Source organism: Streptomyces sp. NPDC044719, assembly GCF_056433405.1.
In genome coordinates, this window is record NZ_JBWKHE010000001.1 from 867,909 (window position 1) to 891,786 (window position 23,878).

General features: G+C 70.9%; 23 protein-coding genes, 1 tRNA gene and 1 pseudogene. 13 read left to right on the top strand and 12 right to left on the bottom strand.

Features of this window, described 5'->3' with window-relative positions; genetic code table 11:
- The first annotated feature begins 87 nt into the window (after nucleotides 1-87).
- Both AC07DF_RS04095 and AC07DF_RS04100 read left to right on the top strand, forming a co-directional pair.
- Nucleotides 88-1,908 carry a tetratricopeptide repeat protein gene (locus tag AC07DF_RS04095; RefSeq protein ID WP_478966696.1) on the top strand — a complete coding sequence of 607 codons (1,821 nt, stop codon included), beginning with the start codon at nucleotides 88-90 and terminating at the stop codon, nucleotides 1,906-1,908.
- Nucleotides 1,909-1,984: 76 nt separating this feature from the next.
- A tRNA-Met gene (locus AC07DF_RS04100) sits at nucleotides 1,985-2,058 on the top strand.
- 210 nt (nucleotides 2,059-2,268) lie between these two features.
- Here the strand turns inward: AC07DF_RS04100 and AC07DF_RS04105 are convergent.
- The 5 genes and pseudogenes from AC07DF_RS04105 to hisN all read right to left on the bottom strand — a co-directional run.
- Nucleotides 2,269-2,581 (bottom strand): annotated as a pseudogene (locus tag AC07DF_RS04105) (ABC transporter substrate-binding protein); the annotation flags it as partial.
- Complete coding sequence (locus AC07DF_RS04110; protein WP_478966698.1) at nucleotides 2,503-2,739, bottom strand: ATP-binding cassette domain-containing protein; 237 nt, start codon at nucleotides 2,737-2,739, stop codon at nucleotides 2,503-2,505. The pseudogene AC07DF_RS04105 and the gene AC07DF_RS04110, both read right to left, overlap by 79 nt.
- Before the next feature lie 86 nt (nucleotides 2,740-2,825).
- The gene (locus AC07DF_RS04115) at nucleotides 2,826-3,242 is read right to left on the bottom strand and encodes a Fur family transcriptional regulator (protein WP_382490476.1); all 417 of its coding nucleotides are present in this window, start codon (nucleotides 3,240-3,242) and stop codon (nucleotides 2,826-2,828) included.
- Between the two features lie 86 nt (nucleotides 3,243-3,328).
- Nucleotides 3,329-3,721, bottom strand: coding sequence for a CBS domain-containing protein (locus tag AC07DF_RS04120; RefSeq protein ID WP_478966701.1), 393 nt, complete (start codon nucleotides 3,719-3,721; stop codon nucleotides 3,329-3,331).
- Between the two features lie 151 nt (nucleotides 3,722-3,872).
- On the bottom strand, nucleotides 3,873-4,673 hold the full coding sequence (hisN, locus tag AC07DF_RS04125; RefSeq protein ID WP_478966703.1) for a histidinol-phosphatase: 801 nt from the start codon (nucleotides 4,671-4,673) through the stop codon (nucleotides 3,873-3,875).
- 229 nt (nucleotides 4,674-4,902) lie between these two features.
- On the opposite strand from hisN, the gene AC07DF_RS04130 reads away from it, so the two are divergent.
- On the top strand, nucleotides 4,903-5,508 hold the full coding sequence (locus AC07DF_RS04130; RefSeq protein ID WP_478966705.1) for a TetR/AcrR family transcriptional regulator: 606 nt from the start codon (nucleotides 4,903-4,905) through the stop codon (nucleotides 5,506-5,508).
- A gap of 7 nt (nucleotides 5,509-5,515) precedes the next feature.
- Here the strand turns inward: AC07DF_RS04130 and AC07DF_RS04135 are convergent, their stop codons facing one another.
- The 4 genes from AC07DF_RS04135 to AC07DF_RS04150 form a co-directional block, all read right to left on the bottom strand.
- Nucleotides 5,516-5,839, bottom strand: coding sequence for a DMT family transporter (locus tag AC07DF_RS04135; protein WP_193481056.1), 324 nt, complete (start codon nucleotides 5,837-5,839; stop codon nucleotides 5,516-5,518).
- 99 nt (nucleotides 5,840-5,938) lie between these two features.
- Nucleotides 5,939-6,949 carry a ribosome small subunit-dependent GTPase A gene (gene rsgA / locus AC07DF_RS04140; RefSeq protein WP_478966707.1) on the bottom strand — a complete coding sequence of 337 codons (1,011 nt, stop codon included), beginning with the start codon at nucleotides 6,947-6,949 and terminating at the stop codon, nucleotides 5,939-5,941.
- A gap of 17 nt (nucleotides 6,950-6,966) precedes the next feature.
- Nucleotides 6,967-8,283, bottom strand: a complete 1,317-nt coding sequence (gene aroA / locus AC07DF_RS04145) for a 3-phosphoshikimate 1-carboxyvinyltransferase (protein ID WP_478966709.1) — start codon at nucleotides 8,281-8,283, stop codon at nucleotides 6,967-6,969.
- 110 nt (nucleotides 8,284-8,393) lie between these two features.
- Nucleotides 8,394-9,116, bottom strand: a complete 723-nt coding sequence (locus tag AC07DF_RS04150; RefSeq protein ID WP_478966711.1) for a M50 family metallopeptidase — start codon at nucleotides 9,114-9,116, stop codon at nucleotides 8,394-8,396.
- A gap of 50 nt (nucleotides 9,117-9,166) precedes the next feature.
- On the opposite strand from AC07DF_RS04150, the gene AC07DF_RS04155 reads away from it, so the two are divergent.
- The 10 genes from AC07DF_RS04155 to AC07DF_RS04200 all read left to right on the top strand — a co-directional run bounded on the left by AC07DF_RS04155 (nucleotide 9,167) and on the right by AC07DF_RS04200 (nucleotide 19,239).
- Nucleotides 9,167-9,982, top strand: a complete 816-nt coding sequence (locus AC07DF_RS04155) for an SOS response-associated peptidase (RefSeq protein WP_478966713.1) — start codon at nucleotides 9,167-9,169, stop codon at nucleotides 9,980-9,982.
- A gap of 10 nt (nucleotides 9,983-9,992) precedes the next feature.
- A complete protein-coding gene (locus AC07DF_RS04160; RefSeq protein WP_478967587.1) occupies nucleotides 9,993-10,631 on the top strand; it encodes an alpha/beta hydrolase family protein in 639 nt (212 codons plus the stop codon).
- Between the two features lie 256 nt (nucleotides 10,632-10,887).
- Nucleotides 10,888-11,574 carry an RNA polymerase sigma factor SigR gene (gene sigR / locus AC07DF_RS04165; RefSeq protein WP_189723136.1) on the top strand — a complete coding sequence of 229 codons (687 nt, stop codon included), beginning with the start codon at nucleotides 10,888-10,890 and terminating at the stop codon, nucleotides 11,572-11,574.
- The gene (gene rsrA, locus AC07DF_RS04170; RefSeq protein WP_478966715.1) at nucleotides 11,571-11,882 is read left to right on the top strand and encodes a mycothiol system anti-sigma-R factor; all 312 of its coding nucleotides are present in this window, start codon (nucleotides 11,571-11,573) and stop codon (nucleotides 11,880-11,882) included. Before sigR ends, rsrA begins: the two co-directional genes overlap by 4 nt.
- Nucleotides 11,883-12,046: 164 nt before the next feature.
- Nucleotides 12,047-13,378: an HD-GYP domain-containing protein gene (locus AC07DF_RS04175; RefSeq protein WP_478966716.1), complete on the top strand. Its 1,332-nt coding sequence runs from the start codon at nucleotides 12,047-12,049 to the stop codon at nucleotides 13,376-13,378.
- Nucleotides 13,375-14,622, top strand: a complete 1,248-nt coding sequence (locus AC07DF_RS04180; protein WP_478966718.1) for an HD-GYP domain-containing protein — start codon at nucleotides 13,375-13,377, stop codon at nucleotides 14,620-14,622. Before AC07DF_RS04175 ends, AC07DF_RS04180 begins: the two co-directional genes overlap by 4 nt.
- 117 nt (nucleotides 14,623-14,739) lie before the next feature.
- On the top strand, nucleotides 14,740-15,720 hold the full coding sequence (locus AC07DF_RS04185) for a tetratricopeptide repeat protein (RefSeq protein WP_382490761.1): 981 nt from the start codon (nucleotides 14,740-14,742) through the stop codon (nucleotides 15,718-15,720).
- A 123-nt stretch (nucleotides 15,721-15,843) separates the two neighbouring features.
- Nucleotides 15,844-16,494 carry a peptide deformylase gene (def, locus tag AC07DF_RS04190; protein WP_478966720.1) on the top strand — a complete coding sequence of 217 codons (651 nt, stop codon included), beginning with the start codon at nucleotides 15,844-15,846 and terminating at the stop codon, nucleotides 16,492-16,494.
- Between the two features lie 295 nt (nucleotides 16,495-16,789).
- Complete coding sequence (gene cyc1 / locus AC07DF_RS04195) at nucleotides 16,790-17,875, top strand: epi-isozizaene synthase (RefSeq protein ID WP_478966721.1); 1,086 nt, start codon at nucleotides 16,790-16,792, stop codon at nucleotides 17,873-17,875.
- A complete protein-coding gene (locus AC07DF_RS04200) occupies nucleotides 17,872-19,239 on the top strand; it encodes a bifunctional albaflavenone monooxygenase/terpene synthase (protein ID WP_478966723.1) in 1,368 nt (455 codons plus the stop codon). Before cyc1 ends, AC07DF_RS04200 begins: the two co-directional genes overlap by 4 nt.
- A 13-nt stretch (nucleotides 19,240-19,252) precedes the next feature.
- Here the strand turns inward: AC07DF_RS04200 and AC07DF_RS04205 are convergent, their stop codons facing one another.
- From AC07DF_RS04205 to AC07DF_RS04215, 3 genes are all read right to left on the bottom strand, one after another.
- Nucleotides 19,253-20,215, bottom strand: a complete 963-nt coding sequence (locus AC07DF_RS04205) for a GlxA family transcriptional regulator (RefSeq protein WP_478966725.1) — start codon at nucleotides 20,213-20,215, stop codon at nucleotides 19,253-19,255.
- A gap of 248 nt (nucleotides 20,216-20,463) precedes the next feature.
- Nucleotides 20,464-21,471 (bottom strand): ribonucleotide-diphosphate reductase subunit beta, encoded by a 1,008-nt coding sequence (locus tag AC07DF_RS04210; protein ID WP_478966727.1) that lies wholly within the window; start codon nucleotides 21,469-21,471, stop codon nucleotides 20,464-20,466.
- The gene (locus AC07DF_RS04215) at nucleotides 21,471-23,831 is read right to left on the bottom strand and encodes a ribonucleoside-diphosphate reductase subunit alpha (protein WP_478966729.1); all 2,361 of its coding nucleotides are present in this window, start codon (nucleotides 23,829-23,831) and stop codon (nucleotides 21,471-21,473) included. Before AC07DF_RS04215 ends, AC07DF_RS04210 begins: the two co-directional genes overlap by 1 nt.
- Nucleotides 23,832-23,878 lie beyond the last annotated feature (47 nt).

Genomic DNA, 23,878 nt, shown 5'->3' on the forward strand with positions numbered 1-23,878 from the left:
TCTCTCTGTGGGCATGTCGACAAAACGCTGTAGTGACCTCAATGGCTGCGGTATACCAGGTGTACCCAGGTTGCAGGTGGTGCGACGATGGACGTTATGGGGGACAAGGCAACTCTGTTCGAGACAGGGCGTTTTGTGCAGCCTTCCAGCCGGGAGGACACCGACACCCCGGACGAGACCGGGGAAATCGCCGATGAGGCAGCCGAGGAGCTGCGTCAGCGGCTCGCCGCGGAGGCCGGCGACGTCGAGGCGATGAGTGTCCTCGGGGCCATGCTGCTGCGCCGTGGCGATCTCGACGGTGCCGAACCTCATCTGCGTGCCGCCACCGCCGCGGGCGACCGGGCCGCCGCCAACAACCTGGGAGTCCTTCTCCACCAGCGGGGATACGCAGACGAGGCCGCCGGATGGTGGCGGATCGCCGCCGTCGCCGGATCCACGGCCGCCGCGCACGCCCTCGGCCGGCACCACCGCGAGCGCGGCGACGAACCCGCCGCCGAGTACTGGCTGCGCCAGTCCGCGGAACAGGGCCACACCCTGGGCGCGTACGCCCTCGCCGACCTGCTGGAGCACCGCGGTGACGCCGGGGCCGAGCACTGGATGCGGGCCGCGGCCGAGCGCGGGCACCGGGAGGCGGCGTACCGGCTGGCGCGGGCACTGGACCGCAAGGCGGCGCGGGAGGCCGGCGACGACGGCGCACCCGTGCCGGACGAGGCCGAGCAGTGGTACCGGCAGGCTGCCGCGCGCGGGCACCGGCGGGCCGCGCTGCACCTCGGGACGATCCTGGAGAAGCGCGGCGAGCTCAAGGAGGCCGGGCGCTGGTACCTGACGTCCGCCAAGGACGGCGAGGCGCGGGCCGCCTGCGCGCTCGGATTCCTGCTGCGTGACGCGGGCGACACCGAGAACGCCGCCGTGTGGTGGCTGCGGGCCGCTCAGGACGGCGACGGCAACGCGGCGAACGCGCTGGGCGCGCTGCACGCCGAGCGGGGCGAGACCCAGACCGCCGAGCGGTGGTACCGGGCCGCGATGGACGCGGGCGACGTGAACGGCGCGTACAACCTCGGGCTGCTCTGCGTCGAGCAGGGGCGCACCCCGCACGCCGAGCAGTGGTACCGGCGCGCGGCCTACGCCGGGCACCAGGAGGCCGCGAACGCGCTGGCGATCCTGCTGCTGAGGGCCGGGGACGAGACGGGTGCGGAGCCGTGGTTCTCCAAGGCCGCGGAGGCCGGGAGCGTGGACGCCGCCTTCAACCTGGGCATCCTCCACGCCGGACGGGGCGAGGAGCAGGCCGCGCTGCGCTGGTACGAGCGGGCGGCCGCAGCCGGGCACACGGAGGCCGCGCTGCAGGTCGGCATGGCGCTGCTGCGGGACGGTGACGACCAGGAGGCCGAGCGGCACCTGCGGTGCGCGGCCGGGGGCGGGAGCGCCGAGGCCGCGTACCGGCTGGCGACCGTGCTCGACGCGCGCCGGCCGCCGGAGCCCGCACACGAGCTCGGGGAGCCGGTGCACCGGCGGAGCGAGTGCGAGGAGTGGTACGAGCGGGCGGCCTCGCAGGGGCACCGGCGGGCGCAGGTGCGGGTCGGCATGCACGCCGCGGCCCGGGGGGACCTCGTCGAGGCGGCCCGGTGGTACCGGGAGGCGGCCGAGGCCGGGTCCCGCAACGGCGCGTTCAATCTGGGGCTGCTGCTGGCCCGGGAGGGCAGCGAGCCCGAGGCGGCGGTGTGGTGGACGCGGGCGGCCGATGCGGGGCACGGGCGGGCGGCGTTGCGGCTGGCCCTGGTCTACGCGCGTCGGGGGGAGCTGGCGGAGGGGCAGCGGTGGGCCGACCGTGCGGTGTCTCTGGGGCCGGCGTCTGTGGCGGAGCGGGCGGCTCGGTTGCGGGACGCGCTGCGGCAGGAGCTGTCTGCCTGATACCCAGGCGAGCTGCATGGTCTGGGTTAGTGATTTGCGTCCGGCCTCCCCGTTCACGTAACGTTGCATTCACCGACGCGGGGTGGAGCAGCTCGGTAGCTCGCTGGGCTCATAACCCAGAGGTCGCAGGTTCAAATCCTGTCCCCGCTACTGAAGGCCGAGGGCCGGAATCCGAAAGGGTTCCGGCCCTCGGTTTGTGTTCAGAAGGCATGTGCGCTCAGGGGCGGTGCCCCACCGCCTCCTCGTAGAAGGAACGGCTCACGGTCCGGGACTCGGGGAGCGCGTCGCCCTTCGCCACGCCCTGTGCCCGGTAGACCGCCTGGAGGCGGGCCGTCGTGCTGCTCCAGCGCCTGCTCCATGCGAGAAGTTCCCCGCGACCCAGGATGACGAAGCCGCCGCGGATGCCGTTCATGACCGCCGCCTCCGGGGCCGCCCAGAGCGCGTCGACCTCGCCCTTGGCCGGCAGCGGGAGGGCCTCGGGCGTCGGCAGCACCTTCAGCGTGACGTCCAGGCCCTCCTTGTCGAACTCGCCCTTGCCGAGGGCGACCCGCAGAGGTGCCACGCACTCCGCGCTCAGCATGCCCGTGGCGATCGTCAGCTTCCGGGGCTCGGTGAGCCGTTGCGGGGCCGGGGTGCGGTCGGGGGCGCGGTCGGCGGGGTCCGTCCAGGACGCGGCCGGAGCAGGCCGGCGGCGATGCGCAGCAAGGTGGATTTGCCGCAGCCGGAGGGGCCTACGAGGCCGACGAACTCGCCGGGTGAGTCTTGGATACGGCTCTCCCGCTTCGGTCTCCTCGCGGAGTGCGGCACGGACTGGTGGGTGCCGTTGACCATATGACGGCCCGTCAGATACGGGAAGTGCGCAGATGTGGACGAGCCCCGGCATCCATCGGTGCCGGGGCTGTCGGGAAGGAGAGGGGCTAGGCGGCCGCGCAGTTCGGGCAGACGCCGCGGTATGTCACCTCGACGTCCGAGACGGTGAAGCCGAAGCGCTCCGAGTCGGGGAGGTCCGCCAGTGGGTTGCCGATCGGGTGGACGTCCCGGATCGCGCCGCACCGGGCGCAGACCAGGTGATGGTGCGGCTGGTGGGCGTTCGGGTCGTACCGCTTGGCGCGCTGGTCGGTGGAGACCTCGAGCACCTCGCCGAGGGTCACGAGCTCGCCGAGCGTGTTGTAGACGGTCGCCCGGGAGATCTCGGGCAGCTTGGCGACGGCCCGGGCATGGACCTCGTCGGCCGTCAGATGGACGTGTTCGCCGTCGAGGACCTCGGCCACGACACGCCGCTGCGCGGTCATCCGCCATCCGCGTCCGCGCAGCCGTTCCAGAAGGTCACTCATGGCCACCAGCCTAACAGCAAAAGGGACCAGGTCCCGAACAGGTGTGAGTTTAGAATCGCACCTGTTTTAGATGCTGTCCAGCTTTGTCAGGCGGGCACCTGCTGGCGAGCCGGTACCCAGCAGCGGATGATGTCGCGGACCGAGACGATGCCGGCGGGTTCGTCGTCGTCCAGCACGATGAGATGGCGGAAGCCGCCGTGCGTCATGGCTCGTGCCGCCTCCTCCAGGGTCCAGGCCGGAGCCGCGAACACGACGTCGGTCGTGGTGTGGGCGTGGGCGCGTTCCGTGTCCGGGTCCTGGCCCTTGCCCACGGAGTTGAGGATGTCGCGTTCGGTGAGGATGCCGATGCCGCCGGCGTCGGGGTCGTGGACCACGGCCGCCCCGACCCGCCGCGCGGACATCAGCGCGGCGGCCTGGCGAAGGGTGTGGGTAGGGCCGATGGTGAGGACGACGGTGCTCATGGCGTCACGGACGAGCATGGATCGAGCCACCTCCTGGGAGTGCCCCCTCCGTTTGTTCAGCGTTTCACAAATTCACAAGTTGGGGGGACTCTCAGGGTGGCAGGCAAAGGGAGGGTCAACAAGGGGGCGCTCGGTAACAGCGGGGCGCGCTCGGTGATAGCGGGCGCACTCAGTAGCGCTGGTTGAGATATCCGAGCAACTCGTCGTGCAGCAGACCGTTCGACGCGGCGGCGTCGCCGCTGTGCGGGCCCGGGCGGGCGTCGAGTCCGGTGAAGGTGCCGCCGGCCTCGGTGACGATGATCGCGGTGGCGGCCATGTCCCACAGTGACAGTTCCGGCTCGGCGCACATGTCGATGGAGCCTTCGGCGACCATCATGTACGGCCAGAAGTCGCCGTACGCGCGCGTGCGCCACACCTCCCGGGTGAGGTCCAGGAAGCCGTCCAGGCGGCCCTGCGCCTCCCAGCCGCTGAGCGAGGAGTACGCGAAGGACGCGTCGGCGAGCTTGTTGACGCGGGAGACGCTCAGGCGGGAGGCCTTGGTGAGGCTGCGGCCGGTGAAGGCGCCGTGACCCTTCGCTGCCCACCAGCGGCGGCCGAGGGCGGGGGCGGAGACGACGCCGACGACGGGCTGGAAACCGCCCTCGCCGGCCTCCATCAGGGAGATGAGGGTGGCCCAGACGGGGACGCCGCGTACGTAGTTCTTGGTGCCGTCGATCGGGTCGATGACCCAGCGGCGGGGGCCGGTGCCCTCGACGCCGTACTCCTCGCCGAGGATCGCGTCCCTCGGGCGGGCGCGCTGGAGTTGACCGCGGATGAGTTCTTCCGCGGCCTTGTCCGCTTCGCTCACCGGCGTCATGTCCGGTTTGGTCTCGACCTTGAGGTCGAGGGCCTTGAACCGGTCCGTCGTCGCGGCGTCGGCGGCGTCGGCGAGGACGTGGGCGAGACGCAGATCGTCGAGGTAGTCGGGCATGTAACGAACCTATCTGCCGAGGTGGGGGTGGGGCTACAGGGGGTTTGTGCCGGGGTGTGGGGGCGTTGTGGTCGCCTGACGCGCAGGGAGGCGGTCCCGGCTCGAACGCCGGAGGCACCCGCGCAGGTCGGCCTAAAGGCGCCCCCCGCATGCCCTCGTGAACCCTTGACAGTGGTTGCGCGCGCGTCAAATCTGGGCGCAGAGCCGCTGGCCCCAAGGGGAGGCAACGATGCCTGCAGCGCGGGAATCTCTGTTGGACGCCGCCTATGCGGCGCTGGCGCGCCGGTCGTGGTCCGCCGTGCGGATGGTGGACGTGGCCCTGGCGGCCGGAGTGTCCCGGCAGACGCTGTACAACGAGTTCGGCAGCAAGGACGGCCTCGCCCGGGCGCTCGTGAGGAGAGAGGCCGACGGGTATCTCGCCGGCGTGGACCGCGCGCTCGCCGGACACAGCGACCTGCGCGACCGGCTCACCGCCACCGCCGAGTGGACCACCTCGGCGGCCCGCGAGAACGCCCTGGTCCGCGCCATGCTCACCGGCTGCTGGAGCGAGCGGCTGCCCTCGCCGACCCTCTCGGCCGTGCCCTCCACCTCCGCCGTACCGGCCCAGCGCCGCGCCGACGGCCCGCTGCCCTCACCCGGCGACCTCGTCACCCTCATCCGCGACCGGGCCGTCACCGTCCTGTCCGGGCCCGGCACTCCCAAGTCCGACGCCGCCGACCTGGCCCGCTCCTGCGAACTCGCCGTCCGGCTCGCCCTGTCGTGCGTGGCCGCGCCACCCGCCGAGGGCGGCGTCACCGACCTGGTCCGCAGCGCCCTGCACCGGCAGCCCGGGTGACAGGGCGTCAGTGCGCCGAGCCCGACAACTGCAGCCCGATCACGCCGACGATGACGAGACTGATCGACACCAGCTTCAGCGTCGACACCAGGTCGCCCAGGAACACCATGCCGTAGATCGCCGTCCCGGCCGCCCCGATGCCGGTCCACACCGCGTACGCGGGACCCACGTCGAGTCTCCGCAGTGCCAGGGTCAGCAGCCCGAAGCTGCCGAGGGCGAAGACGCAGAACGCGACCGTCGGCCAGAGCCGTGTGAAGCCGTGCGACAGCTTCAGACACACGGCGAAGCCGGTCTCCAGCAACCCGGCAACGATGACCAGCAGCCACGCCATGAGCCGTTCCTCCCGTATCCCACGTTCAGTGACCGCTTGCCGCCCGCTTCGTGCGAGTATGCACTTACCGTCCGCACGCCATGACAAACAACGCTGAGGTCAGTCGCCTTCCTTCCGCTCCCGCGTGGCCAGCAGCCGTCGCAGTGAGTACAGCCGCGCCGGGTCCGCGTGCCCCTCGGCCACCCAGGCGTCCAGCGCGCAGTCCGGCTCGTCGTGGCTGCACGCGCGCGGGCAGCCCTCGGTGCCCGGCTCCAGGTCGGGGAAGGCGTGGATGACCCGGGACGGGTCCACGTGGTGCAGCCCGAAGGACCGCAGGCCCGGGGTGTCGATCACCCAGCCGTCGCTGTCCGACAGCGGCAGCGCCAGCGCCGAGGTGGTGGTGTGCCGGCCGCGTCCCGTCACCGCGTTCACATGCCCGGTCGTACGCCGCCGCTCCTCCGGCACGAGGGCGTTGACCAGGGTCGTCTTGCCGACCCCGGAGTGCCCGACGAACGCCGTGATCTTGCCGTCGAGCTGCTCGCGCACCCGGGCGAGGGCGACACCGCTGTTCAGTTCCGCGCGGCTCGTGACGACGTAGGGGATGTCGAGGTCGCCGTACAGCTCCAGCAGCTTGTCGGGCGGGGCGAGGTCCGACTTGGTCAGCACCAGCAGCGGGTCCAGGCCACCGTCGTAGGCCGCGACCAGACAGCGGTCGATCAGGCGTGGGCGGGGCTCCGGGTCGGCCAGGGCGGTGACGATGGCCAGCTGGTCCGCGTTGGCGACGACCACGCGCTCGAACGGATCGTCGTCGTCCGCCGTACGGCGCAGCACGGACGTGCGCTCCTCGATGCGGACGATCCGGGCGAGGGTGTCCTTCTTGCCGGACAGGTCGCCCACGAGGGCCACGCGGTCGCCGACCACGGCGGCCTTGCGGCCCAGCTCTCGGGCCTTCATCGCCATCACCACATGGTCATCGACGAGGCAGGTGAGCCGGCCCCGGTCGACGGTGAGGACGAGGCCCTCGGCGGCGTCCTCGTGCTTGGGCCTGATGTTCGTCCGGGGCCGGGTGTTCCGGCGGCCGGGACGGGTGCGGATGTCGTCCTCGTCGGTGTGCTTGCCGTAGCGGCGCATGACGTGATCCCTGCGTCCTACGCCCCGAGCATCCCGGTCCACAGATCGGGGAAGTCGGGCAGGGTCTTGGCCGTCGTCGCCACGTTCTCGATCTGTACTCCCTCGACCGCGAGGCCGATGATCGCGCCGGCCGTGGCCATGCGGTGGTCGTCGTACGTGTGGAAGATCCCGCCGTGCAGCCGGCGTGGGCGGATGTGCAGGCCGTCGGCGGTCTCCGTGACGTCGCCGCCGAGCTCGTTGATCTCCTTCGTCAGCGCGGCCAGCCGGTCCGTCTCGTGCAGCCGCAGATGGGCCACGCCGCGCAGGGTCGAGGGGGAGTCCGCGAGGGCCGCGACCGCGGCGATGCCCGGCGTGAGCTCGCCGACCTCGCTCAGGTCGACATCGATGCCGTGGATCGAGCCGGAGCCGGTGAACGCGAGACCGTACTCGGTCAGTTCGCAGGAGCCGCCCATCTCGGTGAAGATCTCGCGCAGCCGGTCACCGGGCTGGGTGGTGCGGGCCGGCCAGGCCGGGACGACGACCTTGCCGCCGGTCACCAGCGCGGCCGCCAGGAACGGCTGGGCGTTGGACAGGTCCGGCTCGATGACCAGGTCCCGGCCGAGCAGGGCGCCCGGCGTGACCCGCCAGACGTTCGGCTCGCCGCCCGACTCGGGCGTGTCCACCTGGGCGCCGACCGCGCGCAGCATGTCGACGGTCATCCGGATGTGCGGCATGGAGGGCAGCGTGCTGCCCGTGTGGCGGACCTCGACGCCCTGGTTGAAGCGCGGCCCGGACAGCAGCAGCGCGCTCACGAACTGCGATGAGGAGGACGCGTCGATCGCGACCTGGCCGCCCTCCAGGGCACCGCTGCCGTGCACGGTCATCGGCAGTGCGCCGCGGCCGTCGTCGTCGATCCGGGCGCCGAGGTGACGCAGCGCGTCGATGACTCCGTTCAGGGGACGCTCGTACGAGCGAGGGTCGCCGTCGAACCGGACGGGACCGTCGGCGAGCGTGGCGACCGGCGGCAGGAACCGCATCACCGTGCCGGCGTTGCCGACGTCGACCGTGGCCGGTCCGCGCAGGCCCGTGGGGAGCACCCGCCAGGCCTCGCCGGTGCCGTCCGGGCCCACGCCCTCCTCGATCTCGATGCCCATCGCGCGCAGGGCTCCGGCCATCAGCAGGGTGTCGCGGGAGCGCAGGGGGCGGCGCAGCCAGCCGGGCTCGGAGGCGAGGGAGGCGAGGACGAGGGCGCGGTTGGTGACCGACTTGGACCCGGGCACGTGGACCGTCGCGTCGACGGCTCCGCTCGCGTGCGGGGCGGGCCAGAGGGCGGTTTCTGCGGTGTTCGGGGCCATGCCTTTACTTTATAAGCAGGCAGGGAGGCGAGTAGTTCTTCGGGTGCGGCACCGTTGTGGTTGCGCGCGCCGTTCCCCGCGCCCCTGTGACGCTGCCCCGTCGGGGCGCATCACAGGTCCAAGAGCCACCTGCCCCCGCCTATGAGCGAGCACAGCGACACCGCGTGGAACAGGAAGAACCACAGCGCCGCCGGCACATGCGTCAGTCGCGACAGCTGGTCCGCGTCCGAATCACCCGCGCCGCCGCGCGACCGCTTCGCCTGGAGTTCGAACGCCGGGCGCACCCCGCCCAGCAACAGGAACCACACCACCACGTAGGCGAACGCCGCCTGCACCTGAGGGCCGGCCAGCCAGGACACCAGGACGAACAGGCCGCCGGTGACGATCATGGTCAGGGCGCCGTACGCGTTGCGGATCATCACCAGCATGATCAGGAGCAGGGCGGTGGCCAGCCACAGCAGGAGCGTGATGCGGCCGGCGCCCAGCAGGGCCGCTCCGCCCAGGCCCAGCAGGGGCGGGGCGGTGTAGCCGGCGGCGGCCGTGAGGATCATGCCGATGCCGTGCGGCTTGCCGCGGCTCACGGTCAGGCCGCTGGTGTCCGAGTGCAGCCGTATGCCGGTGAGGGTGCGGCCGGTGAGCAGGGCCACGAGCCCGTGACCGCCCTCGTGGGCGATGGTGATGGCGTTGCGGGAGATGCGCCACAGGCCGTGCGGGATCACCACGGCGAGCGCGGCGGCCAGGGTCGCGAGCACCACCCACAGGTCGGGGTCGGGCTGCGTGCCGGAAACCTCGTCCCAGAGGGAGGCGAGCGAGGCGGTAGCGGTGCTGTCCATGTAAGGCGTTGGCTCCCTGTGGTCGGATGGAATCTGGCAGTGTGGCACGTATGTGCGGACGGTATTCAGCGAGTCGCAGGCCAGAGGATCTCGCAGGAATCTTTGAGGTCGAGAAGTGGGAGCCCGAGGAGACCCTCGAGCCGGACTACAACGTGGCGCCCACCAAGGAGGTCTACGCCGTCCTCGACCGCCCTCTGAAAGACGTGGACGACCCGCGGCCGGTTCGGCAGCTGCGCAAGCTGAAGTGGGGGCTCGTCCCGTCCTGGTCGAAGACCCCCGAGGGCGGCGCCCGGATGATCAACGCCCGGGCGGAGACCGTCCACGAGAAGCCGTCCTACCGTCGCGCCTTCGCCTCCCGGCGCTGCGTCCTGCCCGCCGACGGCTACTACGAGTGGGTCACCGGCCAGCAGGAGCGCGAGCTGGAGGTCGAGGGGAAGAAGAAGCGCCCCCGCAAGCAGCCGTACTTCGTGACGCCGGCGGACGGGTCCGTCTTCGCGATGGCCGGGCTGTACGAGTTCTGGCGGGACAGGACGCTGCCGGACGACCACCCGCAGTCCTGGTGGGTGACGTGCTCCGTCATCACCACCGAGGCCGAGACGAGCCCGCTGGCGGTGTCCCCGGCGGACGGTCCCCGGGCCCTGGCCGAGATCCACCCCCGGATGCCGCTGATGCTGACGCCCGACCGCTGGGACGCCTGGCTCGACCCCTCCCGCACGGACCCCGGCGACCTGCGCGAGCTGCTCGCCCCGCCGCCCCCCGGGCTGATGCGCGCCTACCCCGTCACCACGGCCGTCAGCAACGTCCGTAACAACGGGCCGGAGCTGCTGAAGGAGCTGGAAGGGCCCGAAGAGGGCACACTCTTCTGACGTGACGCATGTGACGAACGCGACGACGGACACCGTCGAGACCGACGCCGGTCCCGCCCGTATCACCTGGCACGAGGCGAAGAAGGCACGGCTGGTGCTCGCCGTCAGCCATGGAGCCGGCGGCGGCATCGACGCCCGTGACCTGAAGGCCCTGGCCACCGTCCTGCCCGCGCACGGCGTGACCGTGGCCCGTGTGGAGCAGCCCTGGCGGGTGGCCGGGAAGAAGCTGGCGCCCGCGCCCAGGACGCTGGACGTCGGCTGGCGCGGCATCTGGCCCGCGCTGGCCGGGCCCGGACTGCCCGTCGTGTCCGGCGGCCGCAGCGCCGGGGCCCGGGTCGCCTGCCGTACCGCCGTCGAACTGGGCGCCCACGCCGTCCTCGCCCTCAGCTTCCCGCTCCACCCGCCGGGCAAGCCGGAGAAGTCCCGGGCGGACGAACTGCTGGGTTCCGGGGTGCCCACCCTGGTCGTCCAGGGCGGGAACGACCCGTTCGGGAAGCCGGAGGAGTTCCCCGCGGGTTCGTACGAACTCGTCGAGGTGCCGTACGGCGATCACGGCTTCGCCGTTCCCAAGCGCGCGGAGATCTCGCAGGAGGAGGCCGTGGCGCTCATCACGGACGCGGTCGTGGAGTGGACCGGGTCACTCGGGTGAAGCTCCGGGAATGCCGGGGCGGCGAGCGCTGTTGTGCGGGACGTACGTGCTGGAGACCAGCGCAGACGCCGTAGGAGAGGAAGTCCGCCGCATGGGTTCGACCATCTGCCCGAGCCGCAGCAGCCGTGCCGACCTGGAGTGGACGGTGCTGCACGCGGCCAGGACCGCCCCGATTCGGGCGGCGGGCGGACCGGATCGTCGTCTATCCTCCGATTCGGGTGAGACCGGTCTCGGTCTCACGAGAACACTCGAGGAGGTGGGTCCGGTCACTGGGACCGACGCAGGGACCGAACACGGCCAGGCGGAGCAGCCCGAGGGCCAGGGCGGCACGGGCGCGGAGACGGCCGCGGAGCGCAGCGCGCGCTTCGAGCGGGACGCGCTCGAGTTCCTCGACCAGATGTACTCGGCCGCGCTGCGCATGACGCGCAACCCGGCCGACGCCGAGGACCTGGTGCAGGAGACGTACGCCAAGGCGTACGCGTCCTTCCACCAGTTCCGTGAGGGCACCAACCTCAAGGCGTGGCTGTACCGGATCCTCACCAACACCTTCATCAACTCGTACCGCAAGAAGCAGCGCGAACCTCAGCGCTCCGCAGCCGAGGAGATCGAGGACTGGCAGCTCGCCCGCGCCGAGTCGCACATGTCGACGGGCTTGCGCTCCGCGGAGTCGCAGGCGCTGGACCACCTGCCCGACTCGGACGTGAAGGAAGCGCTCCAGGCGATCCCCGAGGAGTTCCGTATCGCCGTGTATCTCGCGGACGTCGAGGGGTTTGCCTACAAGGAGATCGCCGACATCATGGGGACACCCATCGGTACGGTGATGTCCCGCCTGCACCGGGGCCGCCGTCAGCTGCGCGGCATGCTGGAGGACTACGCCCGTGACCGCGGGATGGTCCCGGCCGGCGCCGGAGAGTCGAACGAAGCGAAAGGCTCGGGGTCATGAGCTGCGGAGAGCCGCACGAGACGGATTGCAGCGAAATCCTCGATCATCTCTACGAGTTCCTCGACCGTGAGATGCCGGACTCGGACTGCGTGAAGTTCGAGCACCACTTCGAGGAGTGCTCGCCCTGTCTCGAGAAGTACGGGCTCGAGCAGGCCGTGAAGAAGCTGGTCAAGCGCTGCTGCGGGCATGACGACGTGCCGGGCGACCTGCGGGCCAAGGTCATGGGGCGGATCGACCTGATCCGTTCCGGCCAGGCGGTCCCCGAGCAGGACGTCACGGCCTCGCCTGCCTCGCCCCAGGAGTCCTGACACTCCTGCGCTTTTCAACTACCCCGCATCTCCAGGGGTAGTCATTCTCCGAGGCACCCTCGAACGCGTCACTCGAACGTGCTAATCCACGGGCTATCGGCCCGTGGAGCCCCCCACCGCCGTCCTAGGCTCCGGGCCTGACGGACATGGCCGGGGAGGGGCTCATGGAAGCGGTATCGGCGCGGGCACGTGTGTATGTCGCCACTGTCGCCGTCGCCGCCCTGTGCTGTCTGCTCCCGCTGCCGGGCGTCCGTACGCCCTGGTGGGCGGTCGCTCTGCTCGCGGCGCTGTACGCCGGGTGCGAGCGCGTCGCCCGGTCCCGGTTCGTCGGCATCTCGCACCCGGCCGGGACCTTCTACCCCGTGCTCCTCGCCGGCGCCTTCCTGCTGCCGGCGCCCGCCGCCGCCCTGGTCGCCGTGCCCGCCGCGCTGCTCTCGCCCGTCGGGCAGCGGCCCGTGGCGCTGCGGCGGATCTGGCGGGCCGCCCAGCTCGTCCTCGGGGTGTGGGCCGCCGCCAAGGTGCACTGGGTGCTCGGCGGGCGGGACGCGGTCGTCGCGGGCGACGTCCCCTACGCGCTCGGGCCGGCCGGAGCCGCCGTGCTGGCTTTCTGCCTGGTGCTCGCGCTGCTGGACGGCGGGATCCTCGCCGCCGCCGAGCGGGTACCGGTGCGGCGCGCTTGGCGGGGGCTGGTGGCGCGTTCACTCGCGCCGATCGCCGTGCACGGGCTCGCCGGGCTGATGATGGCCGTCCTGTGGCGCAGCCCGTACGGTCCCGTGGCCGCGCTGCTCGTCCTCCTGCCGATGTGCGTCTCCTGGTGGGCGTTCGCGCAGTACCACCGGGAACGGGCCGCCCACCAGGCGACCATCCGGGCGCTGGTCCAGGCCGTAGACATCAAGGACGGATACACGCGCGGGCACAGTGAGCGCGTCGGGCAGGCCTCCATGATGATCGCGCGCGAGCTGGGCATGGACGACGAGCGTGTCGAGGTGCTCCGCTTCGCCGGGATCCTGCACGACGTCGGCAAGCTGGGCGTGCCCACCCGGCTGCTCAGGAAGAACGGGCCGCTGACCCCCGAGGAACGGCGCGTGATCGAGCTGCACCCCGAGTACGGGCACGAGATGGTGCGCGGCATCGGCTTCCTCGGGGAGGCCCGTGCCGCCGTGCTGCACCACCACGAGCGGCTGGACGGCAGCGGGTACCCGTACGGGCTGATGGGCCGTCAGATCCCGGAGTCCGCACGGGTCGTGGCGGTCGCCGACGCGTTCGACGCCATGACCTCCACCCGGAGCTACAGCAGGGCCCGCCCCGTCCCGGTGGCCCTGGAGGAACTGGAGCGGTGTGCGGGCAGCCACTTCGACCCCGTGATGGTCGCGGCCCTGGCCGCGGCCGTACGGCGGGCGGGCTGGCACCCCGCGGTGACCGCCGACGACGCCCACACGCCCCGGGTGCCCGCGCCCGGCGCACCCGTCTCCAGCCGGCCGGGAGCACACCGATGAGCGCGTGCGGGGCGCCGCTCCTGCGCACCCTGGTCCACGCCTCCGCCGCCCTCCTCGCCACCGGCTCCCTCGCCGTCACCCTCTACGACGGACTCGAGGAACGCCGCGTCGCCCTCGCCTTCGGGGTCCTCGTCACCGTCGGGGAGCTCACCCGGCGCAACGGCGCGCGGATCCGGGAACCGGCACCGCTCGGGGCCGCGGCGGCGCTGTCGTACGCACTGCTGGGAGAGGCCGGCGGGCGGGCCACGCACCACGGCCTCGCCCAGGTCGTCGCCGTCGTACTGGCCGCCTCACTGCTCGGCAGCGTGCCGCATGTCGCGCGCGGGCAGGGGCCCACGCTCGACCACCTGGCGCGCCGCATGCTCACCGTCGGATTCGTCGCCGTGTGCTTCCAGCCCCCTTACAACCGGGGGATGTTCGACGACTGGGGCGGACCCGCCTACGCGCTGCTGCTGCTCGCGCTGCTGTCCCTGACCGCGCTGTGCGACGCGGTGCTCGCCGCCGCCCTGGCCCACTCCCGCACCGGCTGGCCCTTCGGCCCGGTGCTGCGGGACGAGCTGCGGGCCGTGTGCGGCATCGGGTCCGCCGTCATCGCGACCGGGGCCGTGATGGCGCTCGCGGTCGCCGTGGTGGGGCTGTGGGCGCTGCCCGTCTTCTCCGTGCCGCTGCTGCTCGCCCAGATGTCGTTCCGGCGGTACGCCGCCGTCCGGGCCACCTACCGGCAGACCATCGCCTCCCTCGCGCGGGCCACCGAGGTCGCCGGCTACACCCCCTGCGGGCACGCCCGCCGGGTCGCCGCGCTCAGCCAGGCAGTGGGACGTGATCTCGGCCTCACCGAGCCCGAACTGGCCGTGCTGGAGTACGCCGCGCTCATGCATGACATCGGCCAGCTCAGCCTCGTCGACCCGGTGCCGGCGGGCGCCACCGCCGACCTGCCCGCCGCGGAACAGCGGCGGATCGCGCTGCTCGGCGGCGCCGTCGTACGGCATACGGGGGTCGACGAGGCGGTCGCCGTGGTCGTGGAGCGGCAGGCCGACCCCTACGCCGAGCAGCCGCCGGCCGCGCGAATCGTGCGGGTCGTGAACGCGTACGAGGAGAAGTCCAGGGAAGGCGGGCCCGGCGGGCCGCTGACGGCGCTGGAGGAACTCAGGCTCGCCACCGCCGGGAAGTACGCGCCGGAGGTGGTGGAATCACTGGCCCGGGTACTGGCAAGGAGCAGTCTGACTCTGCCCGTGGCTGGGTAACCCATGGGTAATGAGCGCCTCGGAGGCCGTACGTGGTTGGATGCGAAGGAGAAGGTGTCCGGGGGCTCGAAACACAGCTACGGCCAGCCCACCGCACGGAACTGGCAGGCGGGAATCGTGAGGATCTTCGGCAAGGGACGGCACCGGCCCTCCGCCTCCTGGCGGCAGGCCACAGACCGGGCGTTCACACTTATCGGCGACGGCCGGTACGAGGACGCGGGCGCACTGTTGACACGTGCCGCCGACCTGGAGCCCTGGTTGTCCGAGTCATGGTTCAACCTGGCCCTGCTGCACAAGTTCCGGCACGACTGGGAGCAGGCGAGGGCGGCGGGCCTCAGGGCCGTGGCCCTGCTCGACCGGGACACCGGTGCGCCCGACTGGTGGAACGTGGGCATCGCGGCGACCGCCCTCCAGGACTGGCCGCTGGCCCGGCGCGCCTGGCAGGCCTACGGGCTGCGGATGCCGGGTTCCGCCACGGCCGCCGGCGAGCCCGTCGGCATGGACCTCGGCAGCGCGGCCGTACGGCTGTCCCCGGAGGGGGAGGCCGAGGTCGTGTGGGGGCGGCGGCTGGATCCCGCGCGGATCGAGGTGCTGTCCATTCCGCTGCCGTCGTCGGGGCGGCGCTGGGGCGAGGTCGTGCTGCACGACGGGGTGCCGCACGGGGAGCGGACCACAGCCGCGGGGCACACGTACCCGGTGTTCGACGAGATCGAGCTGTGGGCGCCGTCGCCGGTGCCTACGTGGGTGGTGCTGCTGGAGGCGGCGACCGAGGCGGACCGGGACGCACTGGAGCAGCTGGCCGGGGATGCCGGGTTCGCCGCGGAGGACTGGTCCTCCTCGGTGCGGTTGCTGTGCCGGATGTGTTCCGAGTCCCGGATGCCGTCGGACGAGGGTGACGGGGAGCATCTCGATCCGCATGATCACAGTGAGCCCGGGCATCCCGGGCCGCTGGGGCACCGGACGGACGGGCAGCTGTGGGTTCCCGAGCGGGAGTGCGGGCTGGCTGCGCCGGCTTCGCTGGTGAGGGGGTTGCTGGACGGGTGGGTGGCGGACAGCCCGGATTCTCGTGACTGGCGGGATCTGGAAGAGGTCTGTTAGCGCCGTTGTCGGGTGCGGGTGCGTGGCTGGTCGCGCAGTTCCCCGCGCCCCCGAGAGCCGGTACCCGCGTACCCTGTATCAGCATCCCGGCTTGGATTTGTTCAGGAAGGCGTACGTAACGTCATGGCTCAGCAGGACACCGATCAGCAGCACGCGGGCGTGCTCCCCGTCGATGACGAGGGGTACGTGATCGACACGGAGGACTGCGAGGAGCGCGAGGCGGCCTGGCGGGAGCGGGGGAGCTCGCGGCCGATCACGGTGGTCGGGAACCCGGTGCTGCACAAGGAGTGCAAGGACGTCACCGACTTCGGCGAGGAGTTCCAGCAGCTCGTCGCGGACATGTTCGCCAGCCAGCGCACCGCCGAGGGCGTGGGCCTGGCCGCCAACCAGATCGGTGTCGACCTGAAGGTCTTCATCTATGACTGCCCCGACGACGAGGGCGTCCGGCACACCGGCGTGGTCTGCAACCCCAGGCTCGTCGAACTGCCCGCCGAGAAGCGCCGGCTGGACGACAGCAACGAGGGCTGCCTGTCCGTGCCCACCGCGTACGCGCCGCTCGCCCGGCCCGACTACGCCGAGGTGACCGGGCAGGACGAGAAGGGCAACCCGATCAAGGTGCGCGGCACCGGATACTTCGCTCGGTGTTTGCAGCACGAGACCGACCACCTCTACGGCTACCTGTACATCGACCGGCTCTCCAAGCGGGAGCGCAAGGACGCGCTGCGGCAGATGGCCGAGAACGAGCCCCGCTACCCCGTGGTCGCGAACGACTGAGACCTCACGAGCACCAGGCGAACGGCGTCTGTTCGGGATTCCCGTCCCGAACAGGCGCCGTTCGCCTGTGCCGTTCGTCTGTCCGTCGCACGTTCGATCGCTTCTGCTCTCCTGGTGATCCGTTACCAGCCACACACCGGGAGGATCCCGGCACTGTGGGGTAGTGAATGAAGCAAATGCGTTCCCAGAACGGTCAGTTGTAGTGCTGAATGGGATGAGCGGGGTATGCAACGGCGCACGCCCGGCACGAAGGGAGGGGCGCCCGCGCCAACTGGCGGCTGAGAGGGGTTAGTTCGTGCATGCTTTGCCAGACGGCACCACATCGACACCGACCACCATCGCAGTTCCACCGTCGCTCTCTCTACCGGTGATCGAGGCGGCGTTTCCCCGGCAACTCCACCCGTATTGGCCGAAGTGCCAGGAGAAGACCCGGGCCTGGCTGCTCGAAAAGCGGCTCATGCCCGCTGACAAGGTGGAGGAATATGCCGACGGCCTTTGCTACACCGACCTCATGGCCGGGTACTACATCGGTGCCCCCGACGAGGTCCTCCAGGCGATCGCGGACTACAGCGCCTGGTTCTTCGTCTGGGACGACCGGCACGACCGCGACATCGTGCACGGCCGTGCGGTCGCCTGGCGGCGGCTGCGGGACCAACTGCACACGGCCCTCGACTTCCCCGGGGCGCACCTGCACCACGAGGACCCACTGGTCGCCGGGTTCGCGGACAGCGTGCTGCGGCTCTACGCGTTCCTGCCGAGGACGTGGAACCTCCGGTTCGCCCGGCACTTCCACGCGGTGGTCGACGCGTACGACCGGGAGTTCCACAACCGTACCCACGGAATCGTGCCCACGGTCGACGAATATCTCCGGTTGCGCCGGCTCACCTTCGCCCACTGGATATGGACGGACCTACTGGAGCCGGCCGCGGGATGTGAAATACCCGACCCCGTCCGGAAGCATCCGGCATACCGGCGGGCGGCGCTGCTGAGTCAGGAATTCGCCGCCTGGTACAACGACCTCTGCTCCCTTCCCAAGGAAATAGCGGGCGACGAGGTGCACAATCTCGGAATCAGCCTCATCACCCATGAGGGGCTGACGCTGGAGCAGGCGGTCGTGGACCTGAGGTGTCGTGTCGAGAATTGCATCAATGAATTCCTCGATGTCGAACAGGAAGCATTACGGTTCGCCGACGAACTCGCCGACGGCACCGTGCGGGGAAAGGAACTGAGCGCCGCCGTGCGGGCCTGTCTGAGCAATATGCGCAACTGGTTCAGTTCCGTCTACTGGTTCCACCACGAGTCCGGCCGGTACATGGTCGACAGCTGGGACGACCGGTCCACGCCCCCGTACGTCAACAACGAAGCGGCAGGTGAGAAATGACCGTCGAGTCTGTGCAACCCGAAGCCCTGGCACCGGATCTGCGTGAGCCGCCCCGGGCGGGCGGCGGAGTCCCCGGCCTCGGTCACGGCTGGAAGCTCGTGCGCGACCCGCTGGCGTTCATGTCCCGGCTGCGCGACCACGGCGACGTGGTCCGCCTGAAGCTCGGGCCGAAGACCGTGTACGCCGTCACCACCCCGGACCTCACCGGCGCACTGGCGCTGAGCAACGACTTCATCATCGCCGGACCGCTCTGGGAGTCCCTGGAGGGCCTGCTCGGCAAGGAGGGGGTGGCCACGGCGAACGGGCCGCGGCACCGGCGCCAGCGACGCACCATCCAGCCCGCCTTCCGGCTCGACGCCATCCCCGCCTACGGGCCGATCATGGAGGAGGAGGCGCACGCGCTGACCGAGCGCTGGAAGCCCGGCGAGACCGTCGACTGCACCTCCGAGTCCTTCCGGGTGGCCGTGCGCGTCGCGGCCCGCTGTCTGCTGCGCGGCGCCTCCATGGACGAGCGGGCGGAGCGGCTGTGCGTCGCGCTCGCCACCGTGTTCCGCGGGATGTACCGGCGGATGGTGGTCCCGCTCGGGCCGCTCTACAAGCTCCCGCTCCCGGCCAACCGCGAATTCAACCGGGCATTGGCCGATTTGCATCTCCTGGTCGACGAGATCGTCGCCGAGCGCCGGGCATCCGGTCAAAAGCCGGACGATTTGCTGACGGCATTGCTGGAGGCGAAGGACGAGAATGGCGACCCCATCGGGGAACAGGAGATCCACGATCAGGTCGTCGCGATCCTGACCCCCGGCAGCGAAACCATCGCCTCCACGATCATGTGGCTGTTGCATATGCTCGCGGAACACCCTGAACAGGCGGACCGGGTGCGTGACGAAGTAGAAGCCGTCACCGGTGGGAGGCCGGTGGCATTCGAGGACGTCCGGGGACTCAGGCACACCAACAATGTCGTCGTCGAGGCCATGCGTTTGCGCCCCGCCGTCTGGATTCTGACGCGCCGGGCGGTACGGGACACGGAACTCGGCGGATACCGGATTCCGTCCGGGGCGGACATCGTCTACAGCCCGTACGCGATCCAGCGCGACGCGAAGTCGTACGACGGGCATCTCGACTTCGACCCCGACCGGTGGCTGCCGGACCGGGTCAAGGACATCCCGAAGCACGCGATGAGCCCGTTCAGCACGGGCAACCGCAAGTGCCCGAGTGATCACTTCTCGATGGCCCAGCTGACGCTGATCACGGCGGCGCTGGCCACGAAGTACCGGTTCGAGCAGGTGGCCGGTTCGGACGACGCCACGAGGGTCGGCATCACGCTTCGGCCGAACGACCTGCGGGTGCGGCCGGTGCCGAGGTGACGGGCCGTGATCGTCAGGCCGCTTCGGGGCCCCTGAACGTGCGCCGGTAGGCGTTCGGCGTGGTCCCGACCGCCCGGACGAAGTGGTGCCGCAGCGTGGCCGCGTTGCCGAACCCCGTTCGGCCGGCGATCGCGTCCATCGTCTCGTCCGTCGCCTCCAGCAGTCGCTGGGCCAGCAGCACCCGCTGGCGCAGGACCCAGCGGTAGGGAGTGGTCCCGGTCTCCTGCTGGAAGCGGCGGGCGAAGGTGCGCGGGGACATGTGGGCGTGGGCGGCGAGCTGCTCGACGGTGACCTCGTCGTCGAGATGGTGCTCCATCCACGTCAGCACCTCGCCGATCGTGTCGCCCTCGGGGTGCGGCAGCGGGCGCTCGATGTACTGGGCCTGGCCGCCGTCGCGGTGCGGTGGCACCACCATCCGCCGGGCGATCTTGTTGGCGACCTCGGAGCCCTGCTCCTTGCGTACCAGGTGGAGGCAGGCGTCGATCCCGGCGGCCGTGCCGGCGGAGGTGATCACCGGGTCCTCGTCGACGTAGAGCACGTCCGGCTCGACGATCACGCGTGGGTACTGCCGGGCGAGATCCTTCGCATGTTTCCAGTGCGTGGCGCAGCGGCGGCCGTCCAGCAGCCCGGCCGCGGCCAGCACGAAGACGCCGGAGCAGACGCTGAGCACCCGGGCGCCGCGGTCGACACCGCGCCGCAGGGCGTCCAGCAGCTCCGGCGGGAAGTCCCGGGACGCGTAGGTGTGCCCGGCCGGCACGGCGATCAGGTCGGCCGTCTCCAGGCGCTCCAAATCGTGTTCGACCTGGAGTGAGAAGCCCGAGTTCATGCGCAGGGCCGGGCCCTCGGCCGAGGCGACGGCGAAGTCGTAGACCGGCAGGCCTTCGTCGCTGCGGTCGGTGCCGAAGACTTCGCACACCACACCCAGTTCGAAGGGGTTCACGCCGTCGAGGAGGGCGACGGCCACGTTCTGGAGCATGTCTCCAGTGTGCCTCGCCGGTGGCAGTAATTCGAGGGTCTACGGCAGTACTGCCACTGACGGTAAGGAGTCATCGGCGCGACAGTGGTGTCCATGGAAACGAACCAGGCACAGACACTCATCGCAATGATCTTCGTACTCGGGACGCTGGTCCTCCTGGTCCTCCCGTCAGTGATCGGCATCGTGCGCGACAGGCGCGTCGACCGTCAGATCAGGGAGGCCCAGGAGGCCCGGGAGAGCGAGCGGGCTCAGAAGTCCTCGTCCAGGTCGACGGTGCCCTCCACCGCCACCTGGTACGCCGAGGGGCGCCGCTCGAAGAAGTTGGTCAGCTCCTGAACCCCCTGGAGCTCCATGAAGGAGAAGGGGTTCTCGGAGCCGTAGACCGGAGCGAAGCCGAGCCGGGTGAGCCGCTGGTCGGCGACGCACTCCAGGTACTGCCGCATCGACTCGGTGTTCATGCCCGGGAGGCCGTCACCGCACAGGTCGCGCGCGAACTGCAGCTCGGCCTCGACGGCCTCCCGCAGCATGTCCGTGACCTGCTGCTCGAGCTGGTCGTCGAACAGCTCCGGCTCCTCCTTGCGGACGGTGTCGACCACGTCGAAGGCGAAGGACATGTGCATCGTCTCGTCCCGGAACACCCAGTTGGTGCCGGTGGCCAGGCCGTGCAGCAGGCCCCGGCTGCGGAACCAGTAGACGTAGGCGAAGGCACCGTAGAAGAACAGGCCCTCGATGCACGCGGCGAAGCAGATCAGGTTGAGCAGGAAGCGGCGGCGGTCGGCCTGGGTCTCCAGCCGGTCCAGCTTCTCCACCGAGTCCATCCACTTGAAGCAGAACCCGGCCTTCTCGCGGATGGAGGGGATGTTCTCCACCGCGTCGAACGCGGCGGCACGGTCCTCCGGGTCGGGGAGATAGGTGTCGAGCAGCGTCAGATAGAACTGGACGTGCACGGCCTCCTCGAAGAGCTGCCGGCTCAGATACAGCCGCGCCTCGGGGGAGTTGATGTGCTTGTACAGCGTCAGCACCAGGTTGTTCGCGACGATCGAGTCGCCCGTCGCGAAGAACGCGACCAGCCGGCCGATCAGGTGCTGCTCCTCCGGTGACAGCTTGGCGAGGTCGGCGACGTCCGAGTGGAGGTCGACCTCCTCCACGGTCCAGGTGTTCTTGATGGCGTCCCGGTAGCGCTCGTAGAAGTCCGGGTAGCGCATCGGGCGCAGGGTGAGCTCGAAGCCGGGGTCGAGAAGGTTCTGGGTGGTCATTACTGGCAGGCCTCGCAGGACTCGGGGTTTTCCAGGGAGCAGGCGACCGCTTCGGGGTCCGGGGTGGTGGCCTGCGCGGGGACAGCGGCCTGTGCCGCGCGGGCGATGCGGGTCGCCGGGCGCGAACGCAGGTAGTACGTCGTCTTCAGCCCGGCCTTCCAGGCGTACGCGTACATCGAGGAGAGCTTGCCGATCGTCGGCGTCTCCATGAAGAGGTTCAGGGACTGGGACTGGTCCAGGAACGGTGTCCTGGCCGCCGCCATGTCGATCAGGCCGCGCTGCGGGACCTCCCACGCCGTGCGGTAGAGCGCCCGTACGTCCTCGGGGATCCAGGCGAACTCCTGCACCGAGCCGTTCGCCTCGCGCAGGGCCTCCCGGCTGCGGGCGTCCCACACGCCGAGCCGCTTCAGCTCGTCCACCAGGTAGGAGTTGACCTGGAGGAACTCACCGGACAGCGTCTCGCGCTTGAACAGGTTGGACACCTGCGGCTCGATGCACTCGTACACGCCCGCGATGGAGGCGATGGTGGCCGTGGGCGCGATGGCGAGGAGCAGGGAGTTGCGCATGCCGGTCGTGGCGATGCGCTCGCGCAGGGCCGCCCAGCGCTCCGGCCAGGTCAGCTCCACGTCGTAGTGGTCGGGGTGCAGCACGCCCCGGGCCGTACGGGTCTTCTCCCAGGCGGGAAGCGGTCCGTTGCGCTCGGCGAGGTCGGCGGAGGCCTCGTACGCGGCGAGCATGATGCGCTCGGCGATACGGGTGGAGAGCGCCTTGGCCTCGGGCGAGTCGAAGGGCAGGCGCAGCTTGAAGAAGACGTCCTGAAGGCCCATCGCGCCGAGGCCGACCGGACGCCAGCGGGCATTGGAGCGGCCCGCCTGCTCGGTCGGGTAGAAGTTGATGTCCACGACCCGGTCGAGGAACGTGACGGCCGTACGGACGGTCTCGTCCAGACGCTCCCAGTCGAGGTCGCCGGTCGATGTGTCGGCAAAGGAACCCAGGTTGACCGAGCCCAGGTTGCAGACCGCCGTCTCCCCGTCGCTGGTGACCTCGAGGATCTCCGTGCAGAGGTTGGAGGAGTGGACGACGTGGCCCGGCTCGGCCGTCTGGTTGGCGGTGCGGTTGGCGGCGTCCTTGAAGGTCATCCAGCCGTTGCCGGTCTGCGCGAGGGCGCGCATCATGCGGCCGTACAGCTCACGGGCGGGCAGGTTCTTCTTCGCCAGGCCCTTCGCCTCGGCCACCCGGTACGCGGCGTCGAACTCCTCGCCGTACAGGTCGACCAGCTCGGGCACGTCCGAGGGGGAGAACAGCGACCACTGCCCGTCGGCGTTCACCCGCCGCATGAACTCGTCGGGCACCCAGTGCGCCAGGTTCAGGTTGTGCGTACGGCGGGCGTCCTCGCCGGTGTTGTCGCGCAGCTCCAGGAACTCCTCGATGTCGGAGTGCCAGGTCTCCAGATAGACCGCGGCCGCGCCCTTGCGGCGACCGCCCTGGTTCACGGCGGCGACCGAGGCGTCGAGGGTCTTCAGGAACGGGACGATGCCGTTGGAGTGGCCGTTGGTGCCGCGGATCAGCGAACCGCGCGCACGGATACGGGAGTACGAAAGACCGATGCCGCCCGCGTGCTTCGACAGCCGCGCCACCTGGTGGTACCGGTCGTAGATCGAGTCCAGCTCGTCCTTGGGGGAGTCGAGGAGGTAGCAGGACGACATCTGGGGGTGCCGGGTGCCGGAGTTGAAGAGGGTGGGGGAGGAGGGGAGGTAGTCGAGGCGGCTCATGAGGCCGTAGAGCGCGGCGACCTCGTCGACGGAATGTGCCGTGTCGTCCTCGGCGAGGCCGGCGGCGACGCGCAGCATGAAGTGCTGGGGCGTCTCGACGACCTTGCGGGTGATCGGGTGGCGGAGCAGGTAGCGGCTGTGCAGCGTCCGCAGGCCGAAGTAGCCGAAGCGGTCGTCGGCGGCCCGGTCGATCAGCGCGTCGAGCCGGGCGGCGTGGACGCGCACGAACTCGGCGGTCCGGTCGGAGATCAGGCCCTCCCGGTGGCCGGCCGCGACGGACTCGGTGAAGGACGTGACGCCCTGGGAGGCGGCCTCCTCGCGGATGCCGATCGTCAGCAGGCGCGCGGCCAGCCGGGAGTAGGCGGGGTCCTCGGAGATGAGGCCGGCGGCCGACTCCGTCGCGAGCTCGCGCAGCTCCGTCTCGTCCGCCCGCGCGGACCGGCCGCGCAGGGCGGCGGCGGCGACCCGGCCGGGGTCGGCGTCGGGGAGATCGGCGGTCAGCTCGGTCAGGGTCCGCAGCAGCGCGGCACCGGGACCGTCGTGCTCGTCTTCGGAAGCTGAGACCGGTTCGGCTGGCGCGATGGTCACGTGGGGCTCTCCCTCGCTCGGCAAGGGGCCTCGCGCAGGGCAGGGGC

Bases quoted from the DNA above. Each gene is read 5' to 3' on its own strand.
- AC07DF_RS04095 (WP_478966696.1), top strand. From the start codon at position 88: ATGGACGTTATGGGGGACAAGGCAACTCTGTTCGAGACAGGGCGTTTT.
- AC07DF_RS04110 (WP_478966698.1), bottom strand. From the start codon at position 2,739: ATGGTCAACGGCACCCACCAGTCCGTGCCGCACTCCGCGAGGAGACCG.
- AC07DF_RS04115 (WP_382490476.1), bottom strand. From the start codon at position 3,242: ATGAGTGACCTTCTGGAACGGCTGCGCGGACGCGGATGGCGGATGACC.
- AC07DF_RS04120 (WP_478966701.1), bottom strand. From the start codon at position 3,721: ATGCTCGTCCGTGACGCCATGAGCACCGTCGTCCTCACCATCGGCCCT.
- hisN (WP_478966703.1), bottom strand. From the start codon at position 4,673: ATGCCCGACTACCTCGACGATCTGCGTCTCGCCCACGTCCTCGCCGAC.
- AC07DF_RS04130 (WP_478966705.1), top strand. From the start codon at position 4,903: ATGCCTGCAGCGCGGGAATCTCTGTTGGACGCCGCCTATGCGGCGCTG.
- AC07DF_RS04135 (WP_193481056.1), bottom strand. From the start codon at position 5,839: ATGGCGTGGCTGCTGGTCATCGTTGCCGGGTTGCTGGAGACCGGCTTC.
- rsgA (WP_478966707.1), bottom strand. From the start codon at position 6,949: ATGCGCCGCTACGGCAAGCACACCGACGAGGACGACATCCGCACCCGT.
- aroA (WP_478966709.1), bottom strand. From the start codon at position 8,283: ATGGCCCCGAACACCGCAGAAACCGCCCTCTGGCCCGCCCCGCACGCG.
- AC07DF_RS04150 (WP_478966711.1), bottom strand. From the start codon at position 9,116: ATGGACAGCACCGCTACCGCCTCGCTCGCCTCCCTCTGGGACGAGGTT.
- AC07DF_RS04155 (WP_478966713.1), top strand. From the start codon at position 9,167: ATGTGCGGACGGTATTCAGCGAGTCGCAGGCCAGAGGATCTCGCAGGA.
- rsrA (WP_478966715.1), top strand. From the start codon at position 11,571: ATGAGCTGCGGAGAGCCGCACGAGACGGATTGCAGCGAAATCCTCGAT.
- AC07DF_RS04175 (WP_478966716.1), top strand. From the start codon at position 12,047: ATGGAAGCGGTATCGGCGCGGGCACGTGTGTATGTCGCCACTGTCGCC.
- AC07DF_RS04180 (WP_478966718.1), top strand. From the start codon at position 13,375: ATGAGCGCGTGCGGGGCGCCGCTCCTGCGCACCCTGGTCCACGCCTCC.
- def (WP_478966720.1), top strand. From the start codon at position 15,844: ATGGCTCAGCAGGACACCGATCAGCAGCACGCGGGCGTGCTCCCCGTC.
- AC07DF_RS04200 (WP_478966723.1), top strand. From the start codon at position 17,872: ATGACCGTCGAGTCTGTGCAACCCGAAGCCCTGGCACCGGATCTGCGT.
- AC07DF_RS04205 (WP_478966725.1), bottom strand. From the start codon at position 20,215: ATGCTCCAGAACGTGGCCGTCGCCCTCCTCGACGGCGTGAACCCCTTC.
- AC07DF_RS04210 (WP_478966727.1), bottom strand. From the start codon at position 21,471: ATGACCACCCAGAACCTTCTCGACCCCGGCTTCGAGCTCACCCTGCGC.